We start from the raw sequence: 11716 nt of genomic DNA, 5'->3' as shown, positions 1-11716 counted from the left end.
CTTACTTCTGATATTCAAGCCTGATATTAAAGATATTGAACCTAATCTCCAAGATTATCCCATAACACATAAAAGTAATAAATCTCTTCCATAATCGCCTTATCATCCTCTGCCGCAACGCCGCCCTTCATCCGAGCAAGGGTCCCCAGAATATCATAAATTGATTCACGCTCCACACTGAACTGAATGCGGTTGACGACTTTATCCCAAGCTTGCATTGCATAATTGATTTGGGACTTGGCTTCAGTCCATTGTTTTCCCTCGACTTGTTTCTCCAACATCTGTACAGATTCAAGCAAGCGATCATCGGTACCAAAGGGCTTTTTGAGAAAGGATCCGCTAGCCATAATCGCAACAAATACAAGAATGAGGAAGATCGGAAGCACATATAACAGCCAGAAACGCGTTTTCATTCAACCGCCTCCTTGATGTAAAGAGTTTAGAAAGGCCCCTCATAATCGCCCATATCGATTTTTTCGGTGATCTTATCCTTGAACAGATCCACATACAATTTGTCATTGGGTAATATGGCGGCAAAAGCGATATCCTGTATCGTAATGTTTTGCTTTTTCAGCTGTTCACTGAGCCAGTTAGTATCTTTGTTTCTTTCCTCCAAATTTTGCTTAATCAGCAGGCCATCAATGATAATCTCGGTCATCAGCTTACTCTTGGGAGGATGCATATGCATGTCTTTGGCGGTTACCGGTTGATTCTCGGGTTTCAAAACAACCGAGAGGCTGCCATCCGGTTCCAGAATCGCATAATCCAGTGTCGTAATATCAAATACATCCTTTTGCCGTAGCATCATGGTCAATTCATCAAATTTGACTCGCATTTTACTCAGGTTCTGTTCGAGAATTTTACCGTTCTGAATGATCAATGTGGGATCAGAGTCCATCAGTTTGGAGATGGTGCGATTCTTCAGCGTAATATACTGAAAGATGATCGTAATGATTGTGAAGATGGTTAAGGCCACAAAATGAATCCACGCCTTGGACGAGAGATCGGTTGCAAACGTACCCGCAATGGAACCGATTGTAATGCCGTTAATGTAATCAAAATACGTCAAGTTACCCATCTGCTGTTTGCCCAGCACCCTTGTATAGATGATCAGGGTCAGAAAAGCAATAATAGACCGTACGGCAACAACCCATGTTTCTTCCATCATATATGTATCACCTTCCTTTAGTTCACCGTAGCTGTATTAAGAGGTAGTTTGAAAAGTTTGCTTTTGAACACGTATTATAACAAGCTTTTCCTACACTGGATGATCTTATGCTTGAACGCAAAAAACCGAAACCTAGGTATGTATCCCAAGCTTCGGTCTCTATAATTCTTTATATTAGTTGAACTGATTCATTTGCACGTAACGGAGGTCTTTCATCGGAGTGTCTGTGTAAGAAATCATTAAACACCAGAATACGCCATAAATCCGCCATCTACCGGAATGACTGTACCTGTGACAAAGCCGGACTGTCTTTCATCCGCAAGCCACATCAATGTGCCAAGCAGGTCTTCCGGTTTGCCAAAGCGGCGCATGGGTGTATGAGCAATAATTTTACTGGAACGCTCCGTAGGTGAGCCGTCTGGTTGCAGTAATAGATTACGGTTTTGCTCGGTCAGGAAAAACCCGGGTGCAATAGCATTGACACGAATTCCGGATTCGGCCAGATGAACGGCGAGCCACTGCGTGAAGTTGTTAATGGCTGCCTTTGCAGCGCTGTACGCTGGAACTTTCGTCATGGGCGATGGGGCGCTCATGGAAGAAATGTTTATGACAGTGGCGGGAATATCGCGCTCTATCATATGTTTTGCAAAGATCTGAGTGGGGATGAGAGAACCGACAAAATTCAAATCCATCACCTGACGAAATCCCTCTACACTCACATCGAAAAACGTCGTGACGTTCTGCTGTTCCAGATCTTCCAATCTGAAAATTTCATTTGTGGTGTTGGCACTGGCGTTATTGCCACCGGCGCCATTGATCAGAATATCACATGGTCCGAGCTGTTCCAGCACCGCATCTGCCGCTGCTTGCACACTATCGGCCTGGGTTACGTCACAGGCAATAGCAATCGCTCTGCCACCCGCAGCTTCTATCGCAGATACAACTTCCTGCCCCTTGGACACAGTGCGGTTCAGGATGGCTACACTTGCACCGTGCCAAGCGAGTTCTTCCGCCATGGAGCGGCATAATACTCCAGCACCTCCGGTGATTACAGCTGTTCTACCTTCGAGACGAGATGAGCGTTCATATTGACGTTCACTCATGCTTTTGCCCTCCTTTGCAGGGAATCCCAGACGCCCCAGAGATACATGATCCCCAAAGCCCGGTCATAGAGTCCATAACCAGGTCGGCACTGTTCTCCCCAGAGATGACGACCGTGGTCGGGTCTTGCATAACCTTCATAACCGATATCGTGATAAGCCTCAACAACCCCTGCAATATCAACACTGCCATCCTGACTGCGATGTGAGGTTTCGATAAAATCGCCATTATCGTAGATTTTGACATTACGAATGTGGGCAAATGGAATCCGATCCTTGAACTCGTGTATCATCCCGATAATATCATTATCAGCATTCGCTCCCAAAGAGCCACTGCATAATGTCACGCTGTTGTAAGGGCTATCATAAAGATTCAAATATTTCCGAACATTCTCCTGACTTGTAATAATCTTTGGTAATCCAAAGATTGGCCATGGCGGGTCATCCGGATGGATGGCCATTCGAATCCCCAGCCGTTCGGCTGTAGGCATAATCTCTTGCAGGAAATAACGTGCGTGCTCCCACATATGATCCTCGGTTACATCCTTGTAGGCTTCGAACAGACCTGTTAAATACTGCAATCGTTCCGGTTCCCAACCTGGCATGGTGAGTGCGGAGTTCTCCGTAATGCGTCGAACGAGTTCTAGAGGTTCTATATCTGCGAGTTTACTGTGCTCATAGAAGAGGGCAGTTGAGCCATCCTCCATTTCCTTGTGCATATCCGTGCGAAGCCAGTCGAAGATCGGCATAAAGTTGTAACAGATGACCTTAACACCAACTTGAGCCAGTTTCTCCATTGTTTTAATATAGTTCGCAATGTATTTATCCCTTGATGGCAGGCCCAACTTGATATCCTCATGGATGTTCACACTCTCAACGACATCCAGATGTAACCCGGCCTTGTCTGCTGCTGTTTTGACAGCGAGTATTTTGTCCATCGGCCATTCCTCGCCAGCAGGAACATCATGCAGTGCCCACACAATACCTTCAACACCCGGAATCTGCCGGATATGATCCAGCGTTACCGTATCATTGCCTTCGCCGAACCAGCGAAAAACCATTCTCATCACGTTCACCTCATCATGAATAGTAGGAAGAAAAATTCAGTCATTGAAAATAGGACGGATATGTATCCTGCAGGACAGCCAAATCGGTGACAGTTAAATGCAAGTGTTCCTGCATCAGTCGCTCTGCTGTGTCGGCATCATGCTGCTGAATGGCCTTGACCATAGATCGGTGCTGTTCAATCAGGTGATCCCACTGGTGGTCCGAGGACAGGCGTAACATGCGACTTCGATTCAAATGTACATTCATCTGCTGGATAACAGTCCAGGTGTTGCTTTTGTTGCAGCCTGCAAAAAGAGTGCTATGGAATTCCTCATCCAATTGGAACATTCGTTCATCATCCGGTTTGACCCTGCATTCCTGTTGCCACGCAAGGTTCTGTTCAAGAGCTACCATCTGTTCGTTCGGAAAGTTCTCGCAGGCTAGCCTGATGACGGCTCGTTCGAGCTGTTCACGCATGAACCGTGCTTCCTCAACGAGATCAACCTGAATCAGAGAGACGTAAGTGCCACGCTGTGGATACACTTCCAGCAGACCTTCCTGAGCAAGCCTTACAAAACTTTCTCGAACAGGTGTCCGGCTGACCTGAAACTCCAGCGAAATTTCCTTCTCAGAAATAGCTGTTCCCGGAGGCATTTTCAGACTCAAAATGAGTTGTTTCAGCGTGAAGTAAACGACATCTCGCGTTGAGTAAGACTGCTTATTCATGGAAGACATACTGCTCGCAACAGGCAACAAACCGGCTTTGGATGATAACTTTGGGGTATATTCCACAACTTCAACTCCTTCAATGACATACTACCATACTTGTATGGTAGTATGGAAGCGCTTTATCGGTATTATATTAAATTTAGTTGATGGTTCACTTGCAGTTCAAGTGATTAAAGAGTACAATTCAGTCATTAGGTTCGAATGTTTAAACCAACAGACATCAAATAGAGAAAATATACGTAGAAATATTGAAGAAATAGTATAGAGGTGAAACCATGGGACAAAAAGCAATTAGCGTTTTTCAAACCTGTATCCCGTTATTTCAGGTGTTAAGTGACAACCATCGTCAATCCATTTTGCTGACACTCACCGAGAAGGGCAGAATGACAGTGAATGAAATTACCGAACAGTCCAGCCTATCCCGACCAGCCATATCTCATCATCTCAAGTTGTTGTTAGAGAAGGGGCTTATATCTGTGGAACAGAAGGGCACACAGCGCTATTATTCGGCTTCATTGAATGCATCGGTGGAACTGTTGAAGGAACTGGTAGCTGCTTTGGAAGAAGAGTGTCTGTAGATTAATCGTGATAAAACATGCTTTTGCATGTGCCGTATAGGTTCGTAAGTTTAAACGCTTGATCAATAATAAATAGAGGAGTATGTATATATGACAACGACTATACAGGAAGTAACCAGTCAGGAAGTTGAACAGATTCTGGAGCAGCAACGACAGTTCTTTCGTTCCGGGGCCACAAGATCGGCAGAAGCTCGAATTGCACGTCTGACCCAACTGAAGCAGGCCATTCAAAAGTACGAAGCCAGACTGACAGAAGCTCTCTATCAGGATTTGGGCAAAAGTGAGTTCGAATCCTACACAACCGAGATCGGATTTATGATGGACAGCATCACACACACCATTCGTAAAGTGAATAAATGGGTGAAACCCGTTAAAGTAAAAACGCAAATGGCACTCCTGGGTTCCAAAAGTTATATTATACCCGAACCATACGGGGCGGTTCTGATTATCGGACCGTTTAATTATCCTTTTCAACTCTTAATCGAACCATTGGTAGGTGCTATTGCGGCAGGTAACACAGCCGTGCTCAAAGCGTCAGAGAATACACCTGCGGTGTCGGCTGTTGTACGTGAGATGATTGCGAGCGTGTTCGAACCGGCATACGTACAAGTGCTTGATGGTGCAAAAGATACAACGACAGCGCTGATTAACGCGCCATTCGACTATATCTTTTTTACAGGCAGTGTACCGGTTGGCAAGATTGTGATGGAGGCAGCTGCCAAAAATCTCGTTCCCGTTACGTTAGAACTGGGAGGCAAAAGTCCGGTCATCGTGGATGAACAGGCGGATATCAAAGTAGCAGCTGAGCGCATTATATGGGGCAAACTGCTCAATACAGGACAGACCTGTATCGCACCCGATTATTTGCTCGTGCATGAGCGTGTTAAGGAACCGTTAATCACGGAGATGAAAGCAGCGATTGTGTCCTTCTTTGGTTCGGATATCCAGCACAACAAGGACTATGGGCGAATCGTGAATAAGGGACATTTTAAACGTCTGACGACTTTGATTGAGCGGGATCAGGCCAAAGTAATATATGGGGGAGCTTCGGATGAGGAAGATCGCTTCATTGAACCTACACTGATTGATGCGGAGTCCTGGGATGCAGCAACGATGGAAGATGAGATTTTTGGACCGATTCTGCCGATCATTAGCTACCGTAACATTGATGAAGCCATTGTAGAAATCGTAAAGCGGCCGAAACCGCTCGCCTTGTATCTGTTTACTTCCGACACCCGGGTTCAGGACAAAGTACTGCGCGAAGTTTCTTTTGGAGGCGGCTGCATTAACGATACCATCACGCATGTAGCGAATCCGCGTCTGCCGTTTGGTGGTGTTGGTCATTCTGGCGTTGGCTCGTATCATGGGCAGTATAGCTTCGAGACTTTCTCCCATCTCAAAAGTGTACTGAAAAAAAGCACCAAGTTGAATCTGCCGATTCTATATCCACCATATGATAACAAGCTGAAGTTGATTAAGCGTTTGTTGAAATAAATAAGAAAGATGAACAGCCTGCTACTGGACCTTATTCCAGAGCAGGCTTTTCCTGTCGGTAACGGGATGGTGACATGCCGGACCAGCGCTTGAATTGACGACTGAAATGGGCAATATCCTTATAACCAAGCATGACAGCAATATTTTGAACGGACAGCTTCGGATTGCCCAGAAGAAGCTTCGCTTCATGCAAAACCAACTGGGACAATACAGCACGTGGAGATTGACCGAACACCTGCTTGAACACGCGATTACAGTGAGAAGAACTGATGCCCAGCTCTGCTGCAATATCATCAATGCCATAGTGACCGTTGGACTCGTGTCCCTGTTTGAATTGCTGACTCATCAGCCCTTGCAATCGATTACGAATCTGGTGGGCGAGTTCGATCTTCTCGTGTCCGTCGGTAAACCACTGCGCTGCCTCTTGCGAGACCGCCTCCCACAGATGGCCAAATAGTTCAAATACCGCAGATTGAAGCTGCATACGCTGTACCATCGTATTGGCTGTTTCATCATCCGCAGATGACATCAATTTGCGTAAAACCGGCTCAATCTGCTGTGTAACCGGACTATCCGCACTGAATCGCACTTGTTTGATGCGCGCCAGTAGTGATAAGAACAACTGATCATCAATGTCAAAATGCATGCAAAAATACGTGAATCCCTTGCCGTTATGGCTCTGGCTGGAATGAATGCTTCCCGGAGGAATCAGGAGCAGTTCGCCAGCCTTTTGAATGTATAGGGTACCATTCACCATCATGCGTTGCTCGCCTTCCGTGACATAATTCAATTCATATTGAGGGTGCTCATGCGCCGGATAATCCCAGTCCATACCGACACTTCGTAAATGAATGGCGAACAGATTGACCGTTGTTTGCACATCTGGATAAAAAACTTCATGGACACTTTCTCCCAAAGTAGGAGGCAAGTACGTTGAAGACATGGAAGATCCCCCTTTATTTAGAGGTTGTTCAGTAAAAGTGATTTTGATTACGCACGTATATCAAATGGCATGGTTTTGTGTAACCGCTTTAATCTATTATAGTCTATCAGCTTGATTTGGGTAAATATCCGATTGATTTGATCATGGTCTGAGTTGGAACCACGTGTTAGGATGGGGCTAATGAAAACGTATGCAAACCATTCTGAGAGGGGTTATGATTCATGAGCACATCCAAATCCATCTTTTATAATGCACATCACGCACCGATCGGAGCTTTTGCGAGTTTTACACTGGGATACAAAGGAGCCAAAGGCGGGCTGGGTCTTGAACTCGGCAAGCCGGCAGACCAGAATGTATATATTGGATTACAATCTCGCGATGGCGACAATTATCAGGCGCTTCCTTTTTATGAAGCTTCCGAGGATGAGAGCAGCCGCTATGATGTAGAGAAGTTGGAGAATGGGGACCCGGCATCGACACCAGCGACCCAAGTTCCACAACCTCTTATTACGGCTTTTCGCGATGAAGATATTACACGTGAATTTACTTCAGGTACGGATACGTGGACTGCTGGAGATCTGACGTTCCGTATCTACTCTCCTGTACGTCCAGTACCTGATCCAACGAATGGGGATCGTGAAGAATTAATGGATGCACTCGTACCTGCCGTATTGGTTGAGATGACGATTGACAATACGGAAGGTCAACAACCCCGCAAAGCCTACTTTGGCTATCAGGGCAATGATCCGTACTCTGCGATGCGTCTGATTGGGGGACCGGAAGGTGGCTCGATCACAGGTGTGGGACAAGGTCGACTTACAGCAATTATGTCAGCAAATGACGGACTGTGGCCCGCACGCGGATTTACGCTGGAGAAACTGTTGCAGGAGAAACATCGGGAGAATCTGGCATTTGGACTTGGCTCAACCGCTGCACTACTGATGGAGGTTCCGGCTGGAGAGAAATGTACGTATCAATTCGCAGTATGTTTCTATCGCGGGGGCATTGTGACGACCGGAATGGACACAACGTATTGGTATACGCGGTACTTCTCCGATATTCAGGCAGCAGGAGAGTATGCACTACAACGCTTCAGTGAGTTGACCGCATCTTGTGGAGAGGTTGAACAACGCCTTGGATCGGCTGCTTTGACCGAAGATCAATCATTCATGCTTGCTCATTCCATTCACAGCTATTATGCCAGTACTCAACTGCTGGATGCCGATGGTGAGCCACTCTGGGTGGTGAACGAAGGGGAGTATCGGATGATGAACACACTTGATCTGACGGCTGACCAGTTGTACTTCGAGCTTGCCTTGAATCCATGGACGGTGCGTAATGAGCTGGAGTGGTTTGTGAAACGATACAGTTATACGGATCAGGTTCGTTTCCCGGGGGAAGAGAAGTTGTATCCGGGAGGAATTACCTTTACCCATGATATTGGTGTTGCCAATGTGTTCTCACGTCCTGGACACTCGGCATATGAACTGGTTGGCATTGACGACTGTTTCTCACAGATGAGCCACGAGGAGCTGGTGAACTGGCTCTGCTGCGCGACAGTATACATTGAACAGACACAGGATCAAGCTTTTGTGAAAAACATGTTGCCTGTTATCCAAGATTGCTTCGAAAGCATGCTTAATCGTGACCATCCCGACGCTGAGCAGCGTAACGGTCTGATGGGTCTGGATAGCAGCCGTACCCAAGGTGGAGCGGAGATTACAACCTATGACAGCCTGGATGTGTCACTTGGACAGTCTCGCAATAATATCTATCTGGCGGGTAAATGTTGGGCGGTCTATGTTGCATTGGAGAAGCTGTTCGCAACTGAGAAGTTGGCCGATCTGTCCCACCAAGCAGGGCTTCAAGCGGATCGCTGCGCTGCCAGCATTGCTGCACAGTTGACTGATGGCGGCTACATTCCAGCTGTAATTGCAGAAAATAATGATTCTCGAATCATTCCGGCGATTGAAGGTTTGGTGTTCCCGTACTTTACAGGCTGTGAAGCAGCACTGGATGTCAATGGTCGTTTTGGACCTTATCTGAAAGCTCTCCAAACTCATCTGAAGACGGTTCTTGTACCGGGAACATGCCTGTTCGAAGATGGAGGATGGAAACTGTCCTCAACAAGCAATAACTCGTGGTTAAGCAAAATCTATTTGTCCCAGTTTATCGCTAGAGAGCTGCTGGATGTGGAATGGGATGAGACAGGCAAGGCAGCAGACGCGGCTCATGTCAACTGGCTGCTGCATCCGGAGGAATCCTACTGGTGCTGGAGTGACCAGATTCTGTCTGGTGTAGCGGTTGGCAGCAAGTACTACCCGCGCGGTGTAACGTCGATCCTATGGTTACTCGAAGGAAAAGGGAATCGCCTTGCACAGATCTATGCCAGCAAGGAGGCGGTACAATGAGCCAATCCGTCGTTCAAGCTGCCTTGTCAGGTCCACAATATGATGCGTGGCTGGGGTATCACTCTGAATTGCCAGGAGCGAATGGGCTTGCCCAAAAGACGGCTCCTGCATGGAGCAAACTGATACTGGCGGAAGAGAACCATGGAGTGATCACAACAGCTCTGACCGAACTTTCACGGGGACTGGAGAGGTTATATGGCGTGAAACCGTCGGTCAGGCATCTGTCTGATGCTCAGGAAAGTGAACGGGACAATCATGCTTCCGCTCCCGCAATACGAATCGGCACTTGGACAGGGAGCGATTCCGTGGCTGGATTGTTCAGCGAGACAGAGCGTTCAACTGTTCAAGGGGAAGGGTACATCATTCGTGAGAACGAGACCGAGGGTGTGCTGGTCATTGGATCAGAGACTCCCCAAGGTGTGCTGTATGGTGCATTCCATCTGCTTCGTGAGCTGACAATGGATCAAGGAAGTGCACATGAGGCAGATGATGCTGTGAATAAGTGGAGCTTCATTACAGAGCAGCCAACCAATGCGCTACGGATGATTAATCAGTGGGATAACGTGGACGGCAGCATTGAGCGTGGTTACGCAGGAGAATCCATTTTCTATGATAACGGGGAATTCACGCTGGACTTGGGACGCATCCGGGATTACGCACGGTTACTCGCTTCCACGGGCATCAATGCCATATCGATCAACAACGTTAATGTACACCGCCGTGAGAGTCTGTTTCTGACAGAACGTTATCTTAGTGATGTGGCGAAGGTTGCCGCTGAATTTAGAGCGTATGGTATTCGATTGTTCCTGAGCGCCAACTATGCGAGTCCAATTGAGATTGGTGGATTGCGTACGGCTGATCCGCTGGATGCGCAAGTACGGGAATGGTGGAACATTCAAACGGCCAAGGTGTACGCAGCGATTCCGGATTTTGGCGGTTACCTGATCAAGGCAGACTCCGAGAACCGTCCGGGACCGTTCACGTATAACCGTGATCATGCCGATGGTGCGAACATGCTGGCCGAAGCCCTTCGGCCATGCGGTGGATTGGTCATCTGGCGTTGCTTTGTCTATAACTGCAAGCAGGACTGGCGGGATCGTTCCACAGACCGTGCACGTGCAGCCTATGACCACTTTACGCCGCTGGACGGGCGTTTTGCCGAAAATGTCATTTTGCAGATCAAAAACGGGCCGATGGACTTTCAGGTGAGAGAGGCGGTATCCCCGCTGTTCGGCGCCATGGAAAATACAAATCAGGTGATTGAATTTCAGATTACACAGGAGTATACCGGGCAACAACGTCATCTCTGTTATCTGGTTCCCCAGTGGAAAGAAGTATTGGACTTTGACACATACGCCAAAGGCGAAGGTTCAGAGATCAAGCGGATCGCGGACGGTTCTCTGTATAAACGACCATACAGTGGCTTCGCCGCAGTATCCAATATTGGTGCAGATGCCTGTTGGACAGGACATCCACTCGCGCAGGCGAATCTATATGGATACGGAAGACTTGCGTGGAATCCGGAGCTAACCGCGGAAGAGATTGCCGATGAGTGGGTGAGACTCACATTTGGACATGAAGACGAAGTTGTGCGGCAGGTTACGGGCATGCTTTTGACTTCACTAGATATCTATGAGAATTATACGGCGCCTCTCGGTGTAGGCTGGATGGTTAATCCGGAGCATCACTATGGGCCGAATGTAGATGGGTATGAGTATTCCAAATGGGGAACGTATCACTTTGCCGATTGTCATGGCATTGGTGTAGATCGAACCGTGAACAGCGGTACAGGATACACTTCACAGTATCACCCTGAGAATGCTGATCGCTATGAGTCCGTAGACACCTGTCCGGATGAGCTGATCTTATTTTTCCATCATGTGCCGTACACCCATGTTCTGCATTCGGGTAAAACGGTCATTCAGCATATTTATGATACACACTTTGAAGGTGTTGTGCAGGCGGAGGCGTTAGCGGAGACATGGAGAGGGCTGGAGGGCAAAATCGACCCGGTCATTTTCAGTAAAGTTGCTTCATTACAGGACAACCAGGCCGAACATGCGAAGGAATGGCGGGACATGATCAATACGTACTTCTATCGCAAGAGCGGCATTGCGGATGAACAGGGTCGAACAATCTATTGAGTGGAATTGCGGATGCAGATGAACTTGGTAATTAGGAAGGAAGTAAGAAGATACCTTGTTTTCTTTGATGTAGAATAGACAGCATGGACATACATGAGGAGG

The 11716-nt window shown here is 47.4% G+C and carries 10 protein-coding genes; 4 read left to right on the top strand and 6 right to left on the bottom strand.

Annotated elements, in window-relative coordinates; all coding sequences use genetic code 11:
* Positions 1 to 41: 41 nt before the first annotated feature.
* The 5 genes from MKY44_RS15520 to MKY44_RS15500 form a co-directional block, all read right to left on the bottom strand.
* Complete coding sequence (locus MKY44_RS15520) at positions 42 to 413, bottom strand: DUF4363 family protein (protein ID WP_341007787.1); 372 nt, start codon at positions 411 to 413, stop codon at positions 42 to 44.
* A gap of 26 nt (positions 414 to 439) precedes the next feature.
* The gene (locus MKY44_RS15515) at positions 440 to 1168 is read right to left on the bottom strand and encodes a DUF421 domain-containing protein (protein WP_062834765.1); all 729 of its coding nucleotides are present in this window, start codon (positions 1166 to 1168) and stop codon (positions 440 to 442) included.
* 239 nt (positions 1169 to 1407) lie between these two features.
* Positions 1408 to 2271, bottom strand: a complete 864-nt coding sequence (locus tag MKY44_RS15510) for an SDR family oxidoreductase (protein ID WP_341007786.1) — start codon at positions 2269 to 2271, stop codon at positions 1408 to 1410.
* Positions 2268 to 3335: a mannonate dehydratase gene (gene uxuA / locus MKY44_RS15505; protein WP_036673719.1), complete on the bottom strand. Its 1068-nt coding sequence runs from the start codon at positions 3333 to 3335 to the stop codon at positions 2268 to 2270. Before uxuA ends, MKY44_RS15510 begins: the two co-directional genes overlap by 4 nt.
* Before the next feature lie 40 nt (positions 3336 to 3375).
* Positions 3376 to 4050, bottom strand: coding sequence for a GntR family transcriptional regulator (locus tag MKY44_RS15500; protein WP_339191551.1), 675 nt, complete (start codon positions 4048 to 4050; stop codon positions 3376 to 3378).
* 269 nt (positions 4051 to 4319) lie between these two features.
* Between MKY44_RS15500 and MKY44_RS15495 the strand changes: the two genes are divergently transcribed.
* Together MKY44_RS15495 and MKY44_RS15490 are read left to right on the top strand one after the other, a co-directional pair.
* A complete protein-coding gene (locus tag MKY44_RS15495) occupies positions 4320 to 4622 on the top strand; it encodes an ArsR/SmtB family transcription factor (RefSeq protein ID WP_017688208.1) in 303 nt (100 codons plus the stop codon).
* A gap of 90 nt (positions 4623 to 4712) precedes the next feature.
* Positions 4713 to 6116, top strand: a complete 1404-nt coding sequence (locus MKY44_RS15490; RefSeq protein ID WP_341007785.1) for an aldehyde dehydrogenase — start codon at positions 4713 to 4715, stop codon at positions 6114 to 6116.
* 31 nt (positions 6117 to 6147) lie between these two features.
* Here the strand turns inward: MKY44_RS15490 and MKY44_RS15485 are convergent, their stop codons facing one another.
* A complete protein-coding gene (locus MKY44_RS15485) occupies positions 6148 to 7059 on the bottom strand; it encodes an AraC family transcriptional regulator (protein WP_221821501.1) in 912 nt (303 codons plus the stop codon).
* Between the two features lie 221 nt (positions 7060 to 7280).
* Between MKY44_RS15485 and MKY44_RS15480 the strand changes: the two genes are divergently transcribed.
* Entirely contained in the window at positions 7281 to 9470 is a 2190-nt protein-coding gene (locus MKY44_RS15480; protein ID WP_341007784.1) for a glycoside hydrolase family 52 protein, read from the top strand.
* Positions 9467 to 11614, top strand: a complete 2148-nt coding sequence (locus MKY44_RS15475; RefSeq protein ID WP_341007783.1) for an alpha-glucuronidase family glycosyl hydrolase — start codon at positions 9467 to 9469, stop codon at positions 11612 to 11614. The genes MKY44_RS15480 and MKY44_RS15475 overlap by 4 nt, the downstream gene beginning before the upstream one ends.
* The last annotated feature ends 102 nt before the right edge of the window (positions 11615 to 11716 follow it).

The sequence above is a fragment of the Paenibacillus sp. FSL R7-0026 genome (assembly GCF_038004485.1).
GTDB lineage: Bacteria > Bacillota > Bacilli > Paenibacillales > Paenibacillaceae > Paenibacillus > Paenibacillus xylanexedens_A.
The sequence above is the reverse complement of the archived record's forward strand: the minus strand, read 5'-3'. Positions and strand labels throughout refer to the sequence as shown.

Excerpts from the sequence above, each read along its gene's own strand:
- MKY44_RS15520 (WP_341007787.1), bottom strand. The coding sequence starts at position 413 with ATGAAAACGCGTTTCTGGCTGTTATATGTGCTTCCGATCTTCCTCATT.
- MKY44_RS15515 (WP_062834765.1), bottom strand. The coding sequence starts at position 1,168 with ATGATGGAAGAAACATGGGTTGTTGCCGTACGGTCTATTATTGCTTTT.
- MKY44_RS15510 (WP_341007786.1), bottom strand. The coding sequence starts at position 2,271 with ATGAGTGAACGTCAATATGAACGCTCATCTCGTCTCGAAGGTAGAACA.
- uxuA (WP_036673719.1), bottom strand. The coding sequence starts at position 3,335 with ATGAGAATGGTTTTTCGCTGGTTCGGCGAAGGCAATGATACGGTAACG.
- MKY44_RS15500 (WP_339191551.1), bottom strand. The coding sequence starts at position 4,050 with ATGTCTTCCATGAATAAGCAGTCTTACTCAACGCGAGATGTCGTTTAC.
- MKY44_RS15495 (WP_017688208.1), top strand. The coding sequence starts at position 4,320 with ATGGGACAAAAAGCAATTAGCGTTTTTCAAACCTGTATCCCGTTATTT.
- MKY44_RS15490 (WP_341007785.1), top strand. The coding sequence starts at position 4,713 with ATGACAACGACTATACAGGAAGTAACCAGTCAGGAAGTTGAACAGATT.
- MKY44_RS15485 (WP_221821501.1), bottom strand. The coding sequence starts at position 7,059 with ATGTCTTCAACGTACTTGCCTCCTACTTTGGGAGAAAGTGTCCATGAA.
- MKY44_RS15480 (WP_341007784.1), top strand. The coding sequence starts at position 7,281 with ATGAGCACATCCAAATCCATCTTTTATAATGCACATCACGCACCGATC.
- MKY44_RS15475 (WP_341007783.1), top strand. The coding sequence starts at position 9,467 with ATGAGCCAATCCGTCGTTCAAGCTGCCTTGTCAGGTCCACAATATGAT.